The sequence below is a fragment of the Bradyrhizobium genosp. SA-4 str. CB756 genome, assembly GCF_000473125.1.
GTDB lineage: Bacteria > Pseudomonadota > Alphaproteobacteria > Rhizobiales > Xanthobacteraceae > Bradyrhizobium > Bradyrhizobium arachidis.
On record NZ_KI421499.1, the window covers coordinates 1,743,854 to 1,761,286 of the forward strand.

Consider the following 17,433-nt stretch of genomic DNA (forward strand, 5'->3'; position numbering starts at 1 on the left):
CCTGCATTGTCGAGGAGGACCGCTCGTCAAGGCAAACGGACGATTGTCCATCTCGATTTGCGGACAAACCGGCTCGATTTGAGCCCGGCCGGCTTCCTCGGGCGTTGCTGAACCGGCGGTCCCCCAAACCGTCGCATTTGCTCGCTAGCCTTCGGAGGTGCACCGGCTCTCATAGCCGGGCAGGGAGAACGCTCATGGTTACGACCTTGCGGGACCCGCGCCGCGCGATCCTGGTGCTGGCGGTGTCGATCTTCGCGGTCGCGGGCGTTGCGCGTGCGGACGATCCGCCGCAGCCGCGCGCCGAGACGGCCGCCCCAGCCGGTCAGAAGGGCGGACGCGGCAGCGGCCCGCAAAGCGCGTCACAGAATTCGTCGTCGCCTGCCGAACTGCATCGTCTCCCGCCGGACTCCACCACGCAGCAGACCCTCGATTTGCCCGGCCGCACCCTCAGCTTCGCCGCGACCGCCGGTTCGATCCGCGTGTTCGACGGCAAGGGCGAGCCGCTGGCCGACATCGCTTACACTTCCTACGAGCTCGGCGGTGCCGACCGCGCGACGCGCCCCGTGACCTTCCTGTTCAACGGTGGACCCGGCGCATCGTCGGCCTGGCTCCAGTTCGGTGCGGCCGGGCCGTGGCGGCTGCCGCTTCACGGCGAAGCTCTCTCACCGTCGGCCTCGCCGGAGGTGAAGCCGAACGCGGACACCTGGCTCGACTTCACCGATCTCGTCTTCATCGACCCCGTCAGCACCGGCTACAGCCGCTTCGTCGCCAGCGGCGAAGATGCGCGAAAATCGTTCTACTCGGTCGACGGCGACGCCAATGCGATCGCGCTGGTGATCCGCCGCTGGCTCGAGAAGCACGACCGGCTAACCTCGCCGAAATATGTCGCGGGCGAGAGCTATGGCGGCATCCGCGGGCCGAAGGTCGTGCGCCAGTTGCAGCTCCAGCATGGCGTCGGCGTCAGGGGATTGATCCTGGTGTCGCCGCTGCTCGACTTCCGCGAGTTCACCGGCACCAGCCTCCTGCAATATGTCGCGACCTTGCCGAGCTACGTGGCGGTCGCGCGCGAGGCCAAAGGACCGGTCACGCGCACCGATCTCGCCGACGTCGAGGCTTATGCGCGCGGCGAATTCCTGACCGACCTCGTCAAGGGCGAGGCGGACAGGGAGGCCGCCAACAGGCTCGCCGACAAGGTCGCCGAGCTCACCGGCATCGACCAGGCGGTCAGCCGCAGGCTCGCGGGCCGCTTCGACGTCGGCGAATTCCGCCGCGAGTTGGACCGCAAGAACGGCAAGGTGACCGGGCGCTATGACGGTTCGGTGCGCGGCCTCGATCCCTATCCGGATTCGAGCAGCTCGCGCTTCGGCGATCCCTCGGGCGACTCCCTCCAGGCGCCGCTGACGAGCGCCGCGGTCGACGTGCTCACACGCAAGCTGAACTGGCGGCCCGATGGCTCCTACGAAGTCCTGAACGGCGCCGTCGAGGGCCATTGGGACTTCGGCCGCGGCATCAACCCGCCGCAGTCGGTGTCCGAGCTGCGCCAGATCCTTGCCACCGACACGAGGCTGAACGTGCTGGTCGGACACGGCCTGTTCGATCTCGCCACGCCCTATTTCGGAACCAGGCGGGTGCTCGACCAGCTCCCGGCCTTCGCGACCCAGCGCGTCAAGTTCGTGGTCTATCCCGGCGGCCACATGTTCTATTCGCGCGACGGCTCACGGCAGGCGTTCCGCGGCGAGGTCGAGGCTCTGATCAGGGAGTAGGCCGCCGCTTGCGCGGGGGATAGCGGCGTGCGATCTCGCGTGCCACGACGTTCGCTGGCTTCACATTGGCACCCGCGATCCAGATGTCGCTCACCTTGCCGCGCTTGTCGCGGGCGCGGCGCACCGGCTCGCCGTGGCTGGAATAGCCGGCGGCCCAGGCGAGCTTGCCGGTGTCGCGCCCGGTGACCTCGATCTCGGCGGCGTCCATGAACGGGTTGTTGAATTGCGGATTGGCGATCAGCACGCGGTTGCCCGCAGGCACGAAGTCGTTCGCGCCCCAGATCGTCCACCAGCGGCCGGTCCAGTCTCGCACACGTCGGTCGGGTGCGCCGCGGCTCCTGAAGACGCGCAGGATCTGCATCGCACCGTCCATCCAGAACGGCGCCGCTCCGTCGATGGAGTTGCTGAGGATGCTGATCGACAGCTCGCAGGCAGGGATCGAGCAGGTCCGCGAGATGTAGCCCTGGAAACCGCCGCCATGGCCGAACCAGTCCCAGCCGTCGGTCTTGCCGGCGTTGACACCAAGGCCGTAATAGGCCTCGAAACTCTGCGGAACGCGCCAATGCTGCCGCGTCATCTCCCGCCGGCTGGCAACCGACAGCACGCTCTTTTTGGCATTGGGTGCGAGCTGGGCGAAGAAGCCGGCAGTGTCGGCGGCGGTGGCGACGAAACCCGCAGCCGATGCCATCGCATGCGCGGGATTGTCGCCTGGGATCACGCAGCGCTCGCCGAACGGCAGCTTCCGCGTATGGCCGCGCGCGAATGCGGCGCCCTTCGGCGGCGGCGCGTCCGGTTCGGTTTCGCGCAGGCCCGCCGGCGCAATGATCTCGCGCTTGATCCAGGTGGAGTAGGGCTCTTTCGTCACGGCTTCGATCAGGAGGCCCATCAGGCCAAAGCCGTGATTGGAATATTTGAAGCGCGTGCCGGGCTCGATCGCGGTCGGCAGTTTCAATTCCGCGAGCAGGTCCTTCGCGTTGAGATAGGGCCGGCTGTCGATGAACTGGCCGGAATCGGCACCATCGCGCGTCAGCCCCGCGCTGTGCGAGAGCACCTGCGCAATCGTCGTCTCGGCAATGCGCGGATTGAGGCCGCCGACATATTGGCCGACCGAATCGTCGAGCCGGAGTCTTTTCTGCTCGCGCAGCTTCATGATGCCGGCCGAGGTAAAGCTCTTCGAATGCGAGGCAATGCGGAAGCGGTGGCGCGGGGTGAGCTTTTCACCGGTGTCGAGATTGGCAAGGCCGAACGCATGCTCGGCGACGATTTCGCCCCGATGGACGAATGCGATGATGACGCCGGGTTGCTGGAATGTCGTCTGCTGAAATTCGATCCAGGAGCTAATGTAGTCGATCGCGGATCGCAGCCACGTGTCCATTGCGCACCAATTTGCGAGGGGAGGATTGGTGCGCAAGGCTAGCCGAGAAAGCGGAACGGGCACAACCGAAAGGTTGTGCCCGTTCGCGAAGTTGCAAGATGCGATTGTCTTAGTAGACGAGCGTCGCGCCGGTCGGCTTGTCGAGCGCTGCGGCCAGCGAGCGATATTCGGAGCTGTCGGTGCCCGCGAGCGAGGCAATCTTGTTGAGGTGATATTGCGCCTGTTCGCGGTTGCCCTGCTCGAGCTGCCAGAGGCCGTAATACTGCCAGGTGCGGACGTGGTTCGGATCGTCCTTCAGCGCGATCTCGTAATAGACCTTCGACGACTGGTAATCGCCGAGCTTGCGATAGGAGTAGCCGATCAGGTTCGCAACGTCGGCGACGTCGTCGCGCTTGAGCGACTTCAGCTGGCCGATCGCGCCAGTGTAGTCGTGGTTGTCGTAGATGGCGGTATAGGCGGTGCGATAGGCCGCGAGGAATTTGGGATCGCTGACGGAGGAGCTCTTCTTCTTGCCCTTCTTGGACGAGGAGTCCGACTTCGGCGGTGAGGAGGGCTCGTCACTGCCCGCGGCATAGGCGCTGGACAGCACCGGTGCGGCCGCCAGCGTCATGGCGACTAGTCCCGGCACAAGAAGCATTGAGAGTTTGCGCATCTAAGTTCTCCCGTATGGAACGTGGCGATCCTACACGATTGCCCGAAGACCGGAACACCCATTGGGCAGAAACATTCCCGCTTCGCACGATCTATTCTCCCCAAGCCAGATGACAAACTTGTCATCGAGATGAACGGAAGCCTGCAACCGGCTTCAGACTGGGTTCAGTGCGTGGCGCCTAGCCTCCCACCTACGATCGAAGGGTCGGCGAGAGGGCGCCGCCTCAAGATCCTTCCAAGAGGAGACCACCATGCTGAAGACCATTTCCGCAGCCTTGCTCGCCGCTACCGTCATCGCAGCCCCGGCCTTCGCGGCTGAGGCCGGCAAGACCACCACGACCGCCCCGGTGATCAAGGCGGACCAGAGCCAGACCAAGACGTCGACGACGGTCGCGAAACCGGACGCCGGCGTCAAGGCCGACAGCAAGGCCGCCGACGTCAAGGCGGATGCCAAGGCCGACACCAAGTCGAAGGCGATGAATGCCAACGCGGCCGTGACGCCCGACGAGCACAAGACCGTGCGTACCCATCGCCATCACCACAAGCACCTGTCGTCGAAGAAGTCGCTGAAGACGCAGCCGGATGTCACCAAGCCGGTGACGACCGAGAAGCGCAGCTAACGACTGATCCCGCGCGGCGGCATCCCTGGCATTGCCCTGTCGCCGCGTGCGGAATTCAGGCCCGGCCCGTTCGTCATGCCCCGCGCGGTAGCACGGGTGCTGGCCGGCGGGCCGGTGCGCCGTGCTGGCTGGATTGCGAAGCGAATTCCCTTTGCGCAACCTTGGAGCGAGAGCGTTTTCAAGCGAAGTGGACGCCGGCTCGTGTGAAGAAAACGCGTCAAGACAAGAATCTAGAGCTTCGGTTCTGATTCAATCAGAACCGAAAATGCTCTAGAACATTGTCCGAGTCTGACTGGCCGGAGAATGTGGTCCCTTGGGGCGATTGACGAAACGTGCGGCGATCCTGGTGCTGCCGCTGGCGCTCGCGGCCTGTTTCGGCAGCGAGGGTGACCGTCCAACCCTGATGGGCGGGGCCCAGGCCGGAGGGCCGCAGCCGTTTCCCGACAATTTCCGCAGCGACACGCTCGCCTTGATGCGCACCTACCTCAACAATCCGGTCGGTGTGCGCGAGGCCAGCATGGCCGAGCCGGTGCAGCGTGAGGTTGGCGGTCGGCAGTTCTATATCAGCTGCTTGCATTTCACCCCGCGCGAGAGCGACGGCAGCTACAAGGCCATGCGCGAGCGCGCCGTCATCTTCGTCAACGGCCGGGCGGACCGCGTCGTCGACCGGACCACCGAGCTCTGCGCTGGCGCGGTTTACGCAGCCTTTCCGGAACTGGAAAAGATGACGCGGTAGCGCAAAGCCGGCCTTCATCACCGCGTGCTAGAGCGGACGCTGCCGGAGCTGCTGGATCACATTTCGGCGAGCTTTGAACGGGGTGGTTTCGCCTTGCGACAAATGGTGACGGCGGGTCTCGCGCCGACGACAGAATCTGTCGGCGCCAGCAGATGCGACGGAACAAAATCGCGTTGTTGCCACCCCGTCACAGTCGCGAACGATCAACGTTCCGGCATCGCCGCGAAGCAACCCAATTCACGCCACGTTGTTTCCAGAGTGTCGTATGAAAGAACGGGGATGACCATGAAGACGATTTTGCTGGGCGCAGTTGCCCTGCTTGCGCTGGCCGCGCCGGCCGCAGCGGCCGACATGCAGCCGCGCACCTACACCAAGGCGCCGGCCTATACGCCGCCGCAGGTGATCTACAACTGGACCGGGTTCTACATCGGCGGCCATGTCGGCGGCGCGTTCGCCGGCGACAGCAGCTTTCAGTCCAGCGACGCCCGCTTCCTGGGCGGCGTGCAGGGCGGCTTCGACTACCAGTTCGCGCCCAACTGGGTGGTGGGTGTCGAGGCCCAGTACTCCTGGCTCCCGACCAACAACAACGGCGTGACGTTCCCGCTGGGCACGCAGGTGACGTCCAACACCGACCAGCTCGGCTCGGTGACCGGCCGCATCGGCTACACCTGGGGCCCGACGCTGCTGTACGCCAAGGGCGGTTACGCCTGGCGCAATGGCGGCCTCGGCGTCAACATCGCCGGCGTGCCGCAGGGCTTCACCGCGACCGGCAACAACAAGGACGGCTACACCGTCGGTGCCGGCCTCGAATACATGTTCGCCCCGAACTGGTCGGCCAAGGCCGAGTACCAGTACTATAATTTCGGCAGCACGACCTTCACCTCCGGCCCGGCCGACATCGTCGGGGTTCGCGGCCGGGAGGACGAGCATACCGTCAAGGTCGGTGTGAACTACCGCTTCGGCTGGGGCGGGCCGGCGGGCTCGCGCTACTGAGCCCGGCCACCGCCATCCAGGATCTGACAAAGGCCGGCCTCGCGCCGGCCTTTCGTTTGCCGGCCGCCGATGTTTGCTTTGCGTGAACCATCTGGCGCGTCATTTGCAAGCAAACATTCGGGCGCGCGCCTTCTCACGCGCGTCATGGGACTGGGGTAAAGCAAAAATAATTTTTGCCGCTTACGGAACTCGCACTCCGGGGCGCGTTATATGAGAATTACCGGGCTGGTGGGACGACGGACATGCGTATCTTTGTGTCGGCAGTAGTGCTCTCATGCTTCACCTGCCTGCCGTGCTCTGCACAGACAATCCTCAAATCGGAGCCTCTGATGCTGGCACCCTATGAGGTGGCCTTCGTCAAGGACGCGTCCTGCCCGTCGGGCAAAGTGCTGAAGGTGACGGGCGCCATCCGCGGGCTGCATCGGCGCAAGGCCTGTGTCGCCCTGGCGGGCGAGCAGGCATCCCTGGCGACCGCGACACCCTGATCTCTTCTTGAGATCCTCTGGGCTTCCGGCCGCAGCCTAGGAATTCAGTTCAAGCTCCAGGCGCGAGTCCCGTTCGGCCTCAGCCTTGTTCCTGGCGGGGTCCTCGCCCTGGGCTGCCCGGCACGGCTTGATCTCATAGTCGTTGTCGAGTACCCGGCGCGGGCCGTGTCGCTCCTCGTCGGTCGTGATATCGACGACCAGGCCGCTCCGCTGTGCGATCTTCCAGACGTCGGACTCATCAGGATAGGCTTTGCTGATTTGGGCGTCGTTGCAGAACAGGGCGTAGGGCATTCTTTCCGCTCCGGGAAAGCCCGTTAACGATTGCGCTGGGGAGGGGTTCCGGCCGACCGTACGATCACGGCGCCGTGATCGGGGCGGCCAAGCCTTGAGTCGTAAACGAGTCCTGAATCCCAAAAAAAAGAATCCCTGGGACTCTCCAGCCGGAATCAGCGGATGTTTTGGTCATGACGAGCGACCTCAAAACCTGCTGCGGGCACATGCTCCTGCCGTTGACGCTGGCACTGTTTGGCGCCTGCGCAGCCAATCTCTTGCTGGTTTGGTCCTGGCTGTAAGGTCCCGATCGCGGAGCCGGCCTTATTCTTCGGCCGGCGGACGGGTAGAGCCGTCGCGAATGGCGGCGCGCAATTTGGTCAGGGTTGCCGCACAGTAATCCTCACGCTCGCGCTCGAACCGCTCCTGATGTTTGCGGAAATTCGCGATCCGGACCTGCATCTCGGTGCGGAAATCGCCACTCATGCGGGGTGGCGGGACCTGCAGGGTCCGAGGTGGCTCCGGCGGAGGAGATGCGGCTTCCGGCTCGGCTTCGATCGTGACCGCCTTGATGGTCGCGTCCGGAGTCACCTCGAAAGCAGCAGTCGGGCGCTCCGGCGGATGGAGTTCATCCTTCTTGCCGGTTACGGATTGGACGAAGGCCAGTGTCTGCGCGATCAGTGCGTCGCGCTCTCTGATCCACTTCATGGGCCACCCCACCCTTGCTGCGACCATTCCACCAAAGCGCGAGGCATGAATCAAGAAGGTATCCCGCAAGGGATTGCATATTTTTCCCGTGCGCCCGACAGTGCGGGAATGGATGCCGGACAAGAAAAAGAAAAGTTGGACGAAGTGGAAGGCTTGAGGCTGGTCCGCGCCTTCCTCTTGCTGCCGCCCCACAAGCGGGCGGAGGTGATCGCGTTCGTCGAGGAGCTGGTCCGTCTTCATGCCCAGGCCGGCGAAGGTGACGGCGCGCCGGCGAGGTGAGTGCTACCGCTCGCGCGGATTGACGTTCGGCACGAAGGGCGCACCGATCACCCTGACTGTCCCCGGCGCTGCCGTATCGATCGGTCCTCTGTCAGCGACCTGCCGCTGCGGCGGCGGTCCGAAGACCGGCTCCAGCAGCGCAAGCGTGCCGGCTATGAGGGCGCAACAAAGCGTCACGGTCCCCAGCAGAAGCATGTTTCGATTTTCTTCCCAGATCCGCATGGGCCGAAAACGATCGACGCGCGCAATTCGTTCCGCGGGCTGGATTGTTCGAGATGCCGGCAAAATGCGCTGAAGCTTACGCCGAGCTTACGGGTGCGCAGCAGAAGGTTATTTTTCCGTATGACTACTCGGGCCATTTGGCATCAATTCTTAACGATACCGGGTTCCAATGCACGTTGCTGGGCTTACGCCTGGGCGGAACATCATTGGACGGCTGAGATGAGCTTTTTGAACAATCTGAAGATCGTGTGGAAGGTCGCGCTGATCGTGGCCGTGATGGGTTGCGCGATGGTGGTGGTCGCTGGCTTTGGCGCACGCGAACTCTCGGCGACCGTGGATGGGTTCGCCGAGCTCTCCGCCGCACAATCCTCGGCGCTCAATCTGACCCGGGCCCAGCGCCGCGCCGAGACCTACCATGCAGCGCTCTATGCCATCTTCACCGAGGCGACCGAAGCGGGCAACGCCGCTCGCCTCAAGACCGCAAACCAGAACCGCAATGAAATCGGCCAGTACCTCGATGCCGCCGTGCAAGACGACCCCGCTCGCGCCAGCCAGGTCAAGAGCATCGGCGATCAGCTGAAGGCCGCGTTCACCAGCTGCGATCCGGTGCTCCAGGCCGGCGCGCAGGCAAGCAGCATGGAGGACAATGCCAAGGCTGCCGACCGCGCGCACAAGGAGTGCGACCCGGTGCTGGACGCGGCTCTCGCACGCATCGTCACGTTCGTGACCGAGACCGCGCAGGCGACGAGCAAGCGCAAGGAAGCCATCACCCGCGACGCCAGGTCCGCGACGTGGACCGCGATGGGCGTCAGCGCCGGCGGCCTGGTCCTCGGTATCGCGATCGCGCTGTTCATCGGCTTCAACGCGATGTCGCGGCCGATCGCCCGCCTCAAGCTCGCCATGGAAGGCCTCGCCCGCAACGATCTCAAGACCGAGGTGCCCGAGAAGGACCGCCACGACGAGATCGGCGAGATGGCCAAGACCGTCGAAGTGTTCAAGACCAACGGGCTCGAGGTCGAGCGGCTCAAGGCGGCGCAGGCCGAAGCCGAGAAGCAGGCGGCTGAGCAGCGCCGCCGCGACATGATCAACCTTGCCGATGGCTTCGAGCGGGCGGTCGGCGAGATCATCGAGACGGTCGGATCGGCGTCCACCGAGCTCGAGGCGTCGTCCTCGACGCTGGCCACCACCGCGCATCGCGCGCAGGAGCTGACCTCGGTCGTCGTCGCCGCGTCGGGCGAGGCCACCGGCAATGTGCAATCGGTTGCGACCGCGACGGAAGAGCTGTCCTCCTCGGTCAACGAGATCAGCCGCCAGGTGCAGGAATCGGCGCGGATGGCGGGCGAAGCCGTCACCCAGGCCCGCACCACGACCGAGCGCGTCAGCGAGCTGTCAGTTGCGGCCACGCGCATCGGCGACGTCGTCGAGCTGATCAACACCATTGCCGGCCAGACCAACCTCTTGGCGCTGAACGCCACGATCGAGGCGGCGCGCGCCGGCGAGGCTGGCCGCGGCTTTGCGGTCGTCGCTTCCGAGGTCAAGACGCTGGCCGAGCAGACCGCGAAGGCCACCGGCGAGATCAGCCAGCAGATTTCCAGCATCCAGACCGCGACGCAGGAATCGGTGAACGCGATCCGCGACATCTCCGCGACGATCGAGCGGCTGTCGGAAGTGTCCTCGACCATCGCAGCCGCCGTCGAGGAGCAAGGCGCCGCGACCCAGGAGATCTCCCGCAACGTCCAGCAGGCCGCCCACGGCACCCAGCAGGTCTCCTCGAACATCACCGACGTGCAGCGCGGCGCGGCCGAGACCGGCTCGGCCTCCTCGCAGGTGCTCTCGACCGCAAAGATGCTGGCGACCGACAGCAACCGCCTCAAGGACGAAGTCGGAAAATTCCTGCGCACCGTGCGCGCGGCGTAAGGGCGCGCGGCGGCACCCGTCCGCCGCGCTGACCACCTCTATCGTGCCAGCAGAAATGCAAGCGCGATGACAAACAGGACGGCCGTCATGATGACGGCCGTCACGGCGCCGGCGATAATCCTGGCGTTCTGTTTTGTGGTGCTGGGGCGCATGGCGCCGGATGCTAGCGCATGTTGAACCGAGATCCGTGGACGGCAGCCGGCCACGACGCGATCAGGCGGCGAGCCTGCTGTGGAAGAAACGAGTGACGCGACCGATCGCGTCAAAAGTCGCCGGGTCGGTATCAGAAAAATCAAAGCCGTGGGCCTTGTCAGGGTAGGGCACGAATTCGGCTTCCGCGCCGACGGACCTCGCCAGCTCGATCAGCTTCTTGCCGTTTGCGATCGGTACGTTCCGGTCGGCTTCACCGTGTAGCTCGATCATCGGCGGCAAATGCCTGACCTTGCTGGCCATCGCGTCGGGCAAGCCGGCATAGAGTACGGCGAGCGCGGCAACGCGCTCGTCACGGGCAGCAGTATTGGCGGCGATGAAGCCACCGAGTGAAAAGCCCAGCAGGCCGATATGTCCGGAGCTGTCGGGGCGGCCGAGAATGGTCGTGATGGCGGCGGAGACCGTGTCCGACCAGCCGTCGAAGCGCCCCGTGTCATAGGCCTTGCGGTTCGCTTGCGTGCTCGTCTTGGGATCGAGCGCGGCCGTGTCGCTGGTTGTCATGTAGCGCAGGAGATAGGCGTCGATGCCTCCGGCCGACAGCGCATCCGCATAGCGCTCATAGGCGCGTCGTCTCAGCTCGATGCCCCGCGAGCCGTGCAGCAAGATGACCGCGGGGCGCTTTCCGGTGACTTTCGCCGCATAGCGCAAGACGGGCAGGCTCTCGTTGCCGGCCGCGACGCTGAACTGCTCGTTTGGCGCGCTACGCGCCGTGGCAGGCAACAGCAGCGCGGCGAGACTGGCCATGGCCATCCGTCGGGTGATCATCGGCAGGCTCGCTTCAAGGAGATTTCAGGCGCGGCACACCGGCTGTATAGTGGGCTTGCGACGGAAGTTTGACTCGTGCAGGTCCGATGATTCCCGAACGTCCACCCGTGCTGGCCCATGAGCGGTTCGTCGCCGACCGCGACAGTTTCGCGGGCCTCGATCTCGCCGCGCGGTTCGAGCGGATCGAGCGGACCAACCTGTGGGGCGCGGCCACGTCAGTGTCGGGCCTCGGCTCGGAGGACCGCGCCACCGCCGCGATCCGGGACGCGCTTCCGCCGTTGTTGCAACGACTCGGCGCGCGCGCGCTGCTCGATGCGCCCTGCGGCGATGCGGGCTGGATTGGCAGCATGAAGCTAAACGTGGGTTACACCGGCATCGATATCGTGCCGTCGTTGATCGCGGCCAACAGCGAGCGTGCGGCCCGTGGTGAGCTTCCCGGTCGCTTCCAAGTCGCCGACATCACCCGCGATGTGGTGCCGTCTGCCGATCTGATCCTGTGCCGCGACTGCCTGGTGCATTTGAGTTTCGCCAACATCGCTCGCGCTGTCGCGAACTTCCGCGCGAGCGGCGCGCGCTTCCTGCTTCTCACGACGTTTCCCGAATGGGACGACAATAGGGATTGCGAGGACGGCGACTGGCGCGCGCTGAACATGGTGAAGGCGCCGTTCAACTGGCCCGCGCCGCGCGAGTTGATCAACGAGCGCTGCGAGGAGGGCGGAGGCGGCTGGCGCGACAAGAGCCTTGGGCTGTGGCGGCTGGAGGATGTCCGATGATCGATGCCAGATGCAGTTGCGGCGCTGTTTCACTTTCGCTTCCGGGACCGACCAAGCTGGTCGCGGCCTGTCATTGCATCGACTGCCAGCGGCGAACCGGGGCACCGTTCGGTGTCGCTGCGTTCTATCCGATCGAAGCCGTCACGATCTCCGGCGCACCGAAGGAATACGTTCGCGCCGCCGCAAGCGGGGGCGAGGTCCGCTTCTATTTTTGCTCCGATTGCGGCTCGACGGTCTGTTGGAAGGCCGACAATCTGCCGGCGATGATCGGCGTTGCCGTCGGCGCCATCGCGGACCCGGATTTTCCGGCGCCGGTCAGATCCGTGTTCGAGCAGTCGAAACATGCCTGGGTCGAGATCGCCGGCGCGGGTGTCGAGCACTTCGAACAGAGCAGCGCGCGCAAGGCTTCAGGCTGAGGCCGACGTTCGCTCAGGGACGCTGCCGAACACTTCCGTTAGACGGCGCTCCTGTCGTCTGTATCGGTTCGCCGGGCGCACGGTCCAGCGGCGGGTGAGGCCGAGCGAGGCCTACCGTTCCGGGAGGCGAGTCGTTGCCGGCGCTGCGGGTATTGACGCGCTCCAACGTGACTGTCGTTGCAACCACAAGGGCGATGGCCAAGGCGACAGCGGATAGGGCCAAGGCTGTCCGATCATTCGGGTCCATCGCTAGACCTCCGCGAGACGGCTCTAGAGCCCAAGGATAACGCCGACCTGAAGATTTGGTTCTCGCTTCAGGCCAGGACGCGGTGGCGGCTAAACCAATGGTGCGGCTGAGGGGATGAACTATTGGTGTTAATTAGTTGAGATTATTGTATCTTTTGCATGGCAACTCAGCCGCATGCCAACGCGGATACCAACAGATCGCGAAGGCAGGCGAAGTTTCGCTGAGGAAAACGCCGGCAACCCGCGGCCCCTGTCCACTGACGCCACCTATATGGTGATTGGTCAAATTTCCGGGGTAGCGAGATGCGAAGTTCCGGCAAACCGAAACTCAACGAGCCGTGTTGCTGCGGCAACGGCAAGAAATACAAACACTGTCACTTCCTGCGAAGTCGGAGTGCTGAGGCTGATCCGCTTGGCTGGGCTGATGTCTCGCTTGCAAAGCGAACCCGGTGCGAATGATGGTGGTGTGCGGCAGAACCAGCTGCTGCCGGGCTGGATCAATCCGAACGGTGTGTCTTCAGTTTGCGGCGAACATCAATACGGCGAGGGCCAGGCCGAGCATTAGCAGGGAGATGCCTGCGGCGGCCCATTGGCGAAGAATACGATCGGCTTTGTCGACCAGGTCGCCGAATCGAAAACAGATGCGCCGTAGCGGCTCGAGCACCTTGCCCATCGCTTTCCAACCGGACGAGGCAGCCAGCGGATGCCGCCAGGGATTTAGCAGGATCGCGAGCGTCGCACCTCCCAGCACGGACAGGAGCAATTTTGCGAGCCCATCGCGACTGAACAATTTCGGCATCACATCATGTGAGATCGGCAGGTATGGTTCCCAGGGTACTAAGCCAAGCAGCAGCGAACAGGTCGCCAGGGCGAGCGCGGCTAGGTCGCGGCTTGGCAGCGCCGTCTGGATGGGCGCGATCGGTTGATCGGAAGGCGCGAGCGCAAAGGCCAGAACCAACAGGACATAGGCGGTCGTGAACATTCCACCGGCATGCAGCACCGCGGCCCACCACCACTGTCCTGTCCTCATTGCCTCCTGCAGCAGAAGCTCTTTCGCAAAGGCTGCGCCGCTGGGTTGAACGCCCATCAGCGCGAGGCCACCCACTGCGAAGGTCAGTACGCTGAGAGGTAGGACACGTGCGGCACCGCCCAGCCCGGTGATGCGGTCGTGCCCCAGCTCAGTGTAGATCGATCCGACGGCCAGGAACATCGCCGCCTTGGCAGTGGCGTGAGAGATCGTCTGCAGCAATCCCGCCGCAAGGGCCTGCCCGGTCTCGAGTTGACCCACGGCATTGACGGCGAGCGGAAACATCAAGAAGAGATACCCGATCTGAGCCAACGTCGAATATGCTACGAGCAGCTTGAGGCGCTCCTGCCGCAAGGCGACCACGCTTCCGATCACGATCGCGCCGGTCCCCAGTGCCGCCAGGAATTGCGTGGCGGCAAGGCTGGGCAAGCCGGGTATCACGTCGAACCAAAGCCGCAAAAGTATGAAAAACGATCCCTTCACGACCAAGCCGGATAAAATTGCGCTCGCCGCGGCCGGCGCGCCGGCGTGAGCGGACGGCAGCCAAAGGTGCAACGGGAAGAGCGCGGTCTTTGCGAGGAGGCCGATCGTCATCAATGCGACGGCAATGAGCACGCCCGGCTGCGCTGAGACGACACGCGACATGAGCACCATGTCGAGCGTCCCATAAAAGCCGTAGAGCAGGGCCGCGCCCAGCAGGTAGAGAACCGAGCCGAGCAACGCAAAGACAAGATAGCGTAACGCGGCCTGAAGCGTCTCCGCGCGGCCATCGAGGGAGACCAGCGGGACTGCGGCGAATGTCAGCAACTCCAGCGCGACATACAGGGTGAAGAGATCGCCGCCAACGAAGATCATGTTCAGCGCTGCCCAAACGGCAAGCAACAGGATCCAGAATGCGAAGGATGTGCGTGCGTCCGATGCTGGACGAAAGTCAGTCGTGGCAAAGACGGCGACCACGCAGATCACAATCGCGGTGGTCGCGAGCATCACCGCCGACAGTCCGTCCGCGCGCAAGGCCACTCCCAGCGGGGGCGACCATGCACCAAGTAGATAGACTATGAGGCCGCCGCCCTGCGGCACGGCCAGGAGAATGGCCCCCGCAATCGCCAACCCCAACGGTACAACCGCGAGGGCTACCTGCCGGACGTAACGGTCGCCGAGAGTGAACGCCAGCAGGATGCCAGCGACCGGTATGGCGATCGACAGGACTAGCAGGAAGCCGGACGTCGTCGTCGCCAGCGCTGAGGCAGGAGGCAACATTAGTCACCGGATGGATCTGACCGCGGGCCCGGCGGCGCGCGACTGCCGAGCGTCAAGGGGCCGCCGGTCTGGAACAATCGGAGCAGCAAGGCAATCGCCAGGGCCGTTGCGGAAAACGCCACCACGATTCCCGTGATCACCAGGGCTTGTGGGACCGGATCATTGCCAACGCCCGCCGCGGTGCCCCTTCGTCCGACGATGCCAAACAGCAGAAAGACGCCGCTGCCGACCAGATTGAATGCGATGATCTTGCGAAGCGGTCGCGGATTGGTAATCAGGCCGTAGAGCCCAAGTCCAATCGCCGCAGCTGCGAATGATCCAAACACCGTGACGCCGCTCATGGCTCGACACTCCTTTCCGGCGCGCCGGCGAGCAGGAGGGCGAGTGTCGCTGCAATCGTCAGGGTCATCGCGACCTCGATGCCAAGGATCAGAGGTTTAGCGATTGCAACCGGGTAGGCGAGGAACGCCGCTCCGAAGCAAAGTCCACCGAAGCCGACGGCCAGAAACAGGCCGGGCCCGGCCACTAGGACCAGCCGCAGCCGTGGACTGCTCACGGGTGGCGTATCCGCCAAACCAGCCATGATGACCAAGAGCCACATCGACGCGAGAACCGCGCCGCCCTGAAATGCTCCGCCGGGGTGATCGGCCCCCGTCCACAGCATGTAAATGCCGACGACGATGCCCGCGGGAGGAAGGAGGCGCGCGAGAAAGGCGAGAACGCCCTTGGGGTCGGCCTCGTGGCGCGGTCCCTGACGACCGCCCCAATTGCGGTCCGCCGCGAGCGACCACACACCGACGATGGCAAGCAGGAGCACGACCTTCTCGAGCATGGTGTCCATCCCGCGGAAGGCCATGAGCACATTGGTGACGGGATTGGCCATTCCGGTTGCTCCCGCATTCGAGACGGCCGCCGGTGCCAACGTTGGTGGCGGATTCGGCAGGAGCAATATTGCGAAAGCCAGCATCGCCGCTGTCGATGCAGACAATATGGCGGCGCTGAGACGCACAGTTAGGCTGCAACGTCCGGCCGTTGCCACCTCGCTACCGCGCAGTCTGGCGGCCGCCCCTAACAGCATCACGCCGCCGAGACCTCCGCCAATGGCGGGCCTCCGTTAGTGCGACATCGACCGCGTCGAGACGCACCCATATCAGCGCAACCAGGAGGCCGTAGGCGACGAACCCGACGGTCGCCGAATAGGTATCGGGGACGGCGATGGTCCAGATGGCGAGGCCCAGCACCACGGCGGCGAGTGCGATCTCGAAGACTGTTGCGGTACTCATTTGGCCGCTCCGCTCTGGCGCGCCGTGCGCGCGATCAACTGGGAAACGGTGGCGCCGGCAAGCAGTGCGAACATCCAGATGCAGATCAGCTTCAACCCGTCGCGCAGGCTTCCTGCCTGTGGGAGCAAGCCAAGCACGACGAAGCCCAGGCCGAGATTGTCTGCCTTGGTCAGCGCGTGTAGGCGGGTCAGGGTGTCGGGAAAGCGAAGAAGGCCGACGGTGCCGGCGAGGAAGAAGAACGCTCCCGCCGACACGCAGGCAATCGTCACGACGTCGCGTGCGAGGTTCATCTGTCCCCCGTTGAATCAAGCCCGTCGGTTTCGAGGCGGGAAAGCCCCTTCTTGACGAACGCGATGGACGCGAAGGTGGCGAGCAACGCCAGGATCAATGCCACGTCGATGGCCGCCGGGACGCCCGTCACGGTGCCGAGAAGGAGCAACACGGCAATGCCTGCGGTGCCGATCAATTGCGCTGCCATCATACGGTCCGCATCGCCCGGACCACGCAATATCGACACCAGCCCGAGTGCCAGCAGGGCCAGGATCAAGCCGACTGCGGCGGTCAGGAACTCAGTCATTGTATAGGGCTTGAACCAGCGCCAATTCCTCGGCGGCAAGATCGGTCACGACCGGCTGCCGGATGTCGAGGCAATGATAGACAATCTCTCCGTCCTCCTCGCCCGCTGGCACCGTCCCGGGCAGCAGGCTGGTGAGCGTCGTGAACACGTTCTGCCGCAGCCCGGGCGAAAGCCGACTCGGATAGGTCACAAATCCCGGGTGCAGCGGCAATCGGGGATTAAGTGCGCGCCCTGCAACGTCTGCTCCGGCGACCACCGAGTGATACAGGAAAAGAAGGATCAGGCGGGCGATGGCGCGAACCGATCGCCGCGCGCGGCTCGGCTCGAGCAGGTGCAGGCTCGTCCAAGTTGCCGCGGCAATCGCGGCCGCGGCGGCGGGAAGATCGGCAACATCGACACCGGCAAGCACCAGCCACAGGCAAAAAAACAATGCTGCTCGGTACGTCGCGACCGGCCACAATTGACCCGCTGCGGCGCATGCATCTGGATCAGCCGAGGGACCTTTCATGGCCGCTTCCTGGCTCGTTTCCGACTTGCGTCAGCGTCTGCGCTGCGGCGATCAACGGCGCCGATCCGAGTGAAGCGCGAGTAGCGCGCGACGGCTCCGCCGCGCGCCATGCTCCATCTCACGCTCTCATCATGTGTTGGCAGCAGAACTGGCGATATCGGGTGAAGGCCTGATCACCTCTCAGGATATTCCCTACGAACTCACCTCGGCAAACCACGATTATATCCAGCCGCACCGAGTAGATTTACCGATTTTAACGCTGGAGCCGTTCGGCAAAATACCCAGGGCGACAGCCTTGGAACGCAAGACAGCCTTGGAACGCAAGACAGCCTTGGAACGCAAGAGGTGA

General features: G+C 64.4%; 23 protein-coding genes. 10 read left to right on the forward strand and 13 right to left on the reverse strand.

Annotation, left to right across the window (positions count from 1 at the left end):
• Positions 1-194 precede the first annotated feature (194 nt).
• A complete protein-coding gene (locus BRAGE_RS0108505) occupies positions 195-1,763 on the forward strand; it encodes a S10 family peptidase (RefSeq protein ID WP_027560023.1) in 1,569 nt (522 codons plus the stop codon).
• On the opposite strand, the gene BRAGE_RS0108510 is transcribed toward BRAGE_RS0108505, so the two are convergent.
• Together BRAGE_RS0108510 and BRAGE_RS0108515 are read right to left on the reverse strand one after the other, a co-directional pair.
• Positions 1,753-3,138, reverse strand: coding sequence for a serine hydrolase domain-containing protein (locus BRAGE_RS0108510; RefSeq protein WP_027560022.1), 1,386 nt, complete (start codon positions 3,136-3,138; stop codon positions 1,753-1,755). The genes BRAGE_RS0108505 and BRAGE_RS0108510 overlap by 11 nt on opposite strands.
• A gap of 109 nt (positions 3,139-3,247) precedes the next feature.
• Positions 3,248-3,790 carry a tetratricopeptide repeat protein gene (locus BRAGE_RS0108515; protein WP_027560021.1) on the reverse strand — a complete coding sequence of 181 codons (543 nt, stop codon included), beginning with the start codon at positions 3,788-3,790 and terminating at the stop codon, positions 3,248-3,250.
• A gap of 250 nt (positions 3,791-4,040) precedes the next feature.
• Between BRAGE_RS0108515 and BRAGE_RS0108520 the strand changes: the two genes are divergently transcribed.
• The 4 genes from BRAGE_RS0108520 (at position 4,041) to BRAGE_RS57715 (ending at position 6,623) form a co-directional block, all read left to right on the forward strand.
• Positions 4,041-4,409: a His-rich protein BRANT gene (locus BRAGE_RS0108520; RefSeq protein ID WP_027560020.1), complete on the forward strand. Its 369-nt coding sequence runs from the start codon at positions 4,041-4,043 to the stop codon at positions 4,407-4,409.
• Positions 4,410-4,722: 313 nt separating this feature from the next.
• Positions 4,723-5,145 carry a hypothetical protein gene (locus BRAGE_RS0108525; RefSeq protein ID WP_027560019.1) on the forward strand — a complete coding sequence of 141 codons (423 nt, stop codon included), beginning with the start codon at positions 4,723-4,725 and terminating at the stop codon, positions 5,143-5,145.
• 285 nt (positions 5,146-5,430) lie between these two features.
• Positions 5,431-6,138, forward strand: coding sequence for an outer membrane protein (locus BRAGE_RS0108530; protein WP_027560018.1), 708 nt, complete (start codon positions 5,431-5,433; stop codon positions 6,136-6,138).
• A gap of 242 nt (positions 6,139-6,380) precedes the next feature.
• Positions 6,381-6,623: a DUF6719 family protein gene (locus BRAGE_RS57715; protein ID WP_027560017.1), complete on the forward strand. Its 243-nt coding sequence runs from the start codon at positions 6,381-6,383 to the stop codon at positions 6,621-6,623.
• A 36-nt stretch (positions 6,624-6,659) separates the two neighbouring features.
• Here the strand turns inward: BRAGE_RS57715 and BRAGE_RS0108540 are convergent, their stop codons facing one another.
• Together BRAGE_RS0108540 and BRAGE_RS0108550 are read right to left on the reverse strand one after the other, a co-directional pair.
• The gene (locus BRAGE_RS0108540; RefSeq protein ID WP_027560016.1) at positions 6,660-6,914 is read right to left on the reverse strand and encodes a hypothetical protein; all 255 of its coding nucleotides are present in this window, start codon (positions 6,912-6,914) and stop codon (positions 6,660-6,662) included.
• Positions 6,915-7,217: 303 nt separating this feature from the next.
• Entirely contained in the window at positions 7,218-7,601 is a 384-nt protein-coding gene (locus tag BRAGE_RS0108550; protein ID WP_027560015.1) for a hypothetical protein, read from the reverse strand.
• A gap of 45 nt (positions 7,602-7,646) precedes the next feature.
• Between BRAGE_RS0108550 and BRAGE_RS54320 the strand changes: the two genes are divergently transcribed.
• A complete protein-coding gene (locus tag BRAGE_RS54320) occupies positions 7,647-7,880 on the forward strand; it encodes a hypothetical protein (RefSeq protein WP_141263066.1) in 234 nt (77 codons plus the stop codon).
• Positions 7,881-7,883: 3 nt separating this feature from the next.
• Here BRAGE_RS54320 and BRAGE_RS0108560 read toward each other — a convergent pair whose 3' ends face one another.
• Positions 7,884-8,075, reverse strand: a complete 192-nt coding sequence (locus tag BRAGE_RS0108560) for a hypothetical protein (protein ID WP_027560014.1) — start codon at positions 8,073-8,075, stop codon at positions 7,884-7,886.
• A gap of 246 nt (positions 8,076-8,321) precedes the next feature.
• Here BRAGE_RS0108560 and BRAGE_RS0108565 point away from each other — a divergent pair, with 246 nt between their 5' ends.
• Positions 8,322-10,019 carry a methyl-accepting chemotaxis protein gene (locus BRAGE_RS0108565; RefSeq protein ID WP_027560013.1) on the forward strand — a complete coding sequence of 566 codons (1,698 nt, stop codon included), beginning with the start codon at positions 8,322-8,324 and terminating at the stop codon, positions 10,017-10,019.
• 213 nt (positions 10,020-10,232) lie between these two features.
• Here BRAGE_RS0108565 and BRAGE_RS0108575 read toward each other — a convergent pair whose 3' ends face one another.
• A complete protein-coding gene (locus tag BRAGE_RS0108575) occupies positions 10,233-10,994 on the reverse strand; it encodes a dienelactone hydrolase family protein (RefSeq protein WP_027560012.1) in 762 nt (253 codons plus the stop codon).
• 86 nt (positions 10,995-11,080) lie between these two features.
• Here BRAGE_RS0108575 and BRAGE_RS0108580 point away from each other — a divergent pair, with 86 nt between their 5' ends.
• The gene (locus BRAGE_RS0108580) at positions 11,081-11,767 is read left to right on the forward strand and encodes a class I SAM-dependent methyltransferase (protein WP_027560011.1); all 687 of its coding nucleotides are present in this window, start codon (positions 11,081-11,083) and stop codon (positions 11,765-11,767) included.
• Positions 11,764-12,183, forward strand: a complete 420-nt coding sequence (locus BRAGE_RS0108585) for a GFA family protein (RefSeq protein ID WP_027560010.1) — start codon at positions 11,764-11,766, stop codon at positions 12,181-12,183. The genes BRAGE_RS0108580 and BRAGE_RS0108585 overlap by 4 nt, the downstream gene beginning before the upstream one ends.
• Before the next feature lie 763 nt (positions 12,184-12,946).
• Here the strand turns inward: BRAGE_RS0108585 and BRAGE_RS0108590 are convergent.
• Genes BRAGE_RS0108590 through BRAGE_RS0108615 form a run of 7 tightly spaced genes read right to left on the reverse strand, consistent with a single transcriptional unit; the run spans position 12,947 to position 17,084 of the window.
• Positions 12,947-14,716: a complex I subunit 5 family protein gene (locus tag BRAGE_RS0108590; protein WP_027560009.1), complete on the reverse strand. Its 1,770-nt coding sequence runs from the start codon at positions 14,714-14,716 to the stop codon at positions 12,947-12,949.
• Entirely contained in the window at positions 14,716-15,057 is a 342-nt protein-coding gene (locus tag BRAGE_RS0108595) for an NADH-quinone oxidoreductase subunit K (RefSeq protein WP_027560008.1), read from the reverse strand. The genes BRAGE_RS0108590 and BRAGE_RS0108595 overlap by 1 nt, the downstream gene beginning before the upstream one ends.
• Positions 15,054-15,794 carry a Na(+)/H(+) antiporter subunit B gene (locus BRAGE_RS56670; RefSeq protein WP_349626518.1) on the reverse strand — a complete coding sequence of 247 codons (741 nt, stop codon included), beginning with the start codon at positions 15,792-15,794 and terminating at the stop codon, positions 15,054-15,056. The genes BRAGE_RS0108595 and BRAGE_RS56670 overlap by 4 nt, the downstream gene beginning before the upstream one ends.
• Positions 15,760-15,999 carry a Na(+)/H(+) antiporter subunit B gene (locus BRAGE_RS56675; RefSeq protein WP_245161724.1) on the reverse strand — a complete coding sequence of 80 codons (240 nt, stop codon included), beginning with the start codon at positions 15,997-15,999 and terminating at the stop codon, positions 15,760-15,762. Before BRAGE_RS56675 ends, BRAGE_RS56670 begins: the two co-directional genes overlap by 35 nt.
• A complete protein-coding gene (locus tag BRAGE_RS0108605) occupies positions 15,996-16,289 on the reverse strand; it encodes a cation:proton antiporter (protein WP_027560006.1) in 294 nt (97 codons plus the stop codon). Before BRAGE_RS0108605 ends, BRAGE_RS56675 begins: the two co-directional genes overlap by 4 nt.
• The gene (locus BRAGE_RS0108610) at positions 16,286-16,576 is read right to left on the reverse strand and encodes a monovalent cation/H+ antiporter complex subunit F (protein WP_027560005.1); all 291 of its coding nucleotides are present in this window, start codon (positions 16,574-16,576) and stop codon (positions 16,286-16,288) included. The genes BRAGE_RS0108605 and BRAGE_RS0108610 overlap by 4 nt, the downstream gene beginning before the upstream one ends.
• Entirely contained in the window at positions 16,569-17,084 is a 516-nt protein-coding gene (locus BRAGE_RS0108615; RefSeq protein ID WP_027560004.1) for a Na+/H+ antiporter subunit E, read from the reverse strand. The genes BRAGE_RS0108610 and BRAGE_RS0108615 overlap by 8 nt, the downstream gene beginning before the upstream one ends.
• Before the next feature lie 136 nt (positions 17,085-17,220).
• Between BRAGE_RS0108615 and BRAGE_RS54325 the strand changes: the two genes are divergently transcribed.
• Complete coding sequence (locus tag BRAGE_RS54325) at positions 17,221-17,433, forward strand: hypothetical protein (RefSeq protein ID WP_141263064.1); 213 nt, start codon at positions 17,221-17,223, stop codon at positions 17,431-17,433.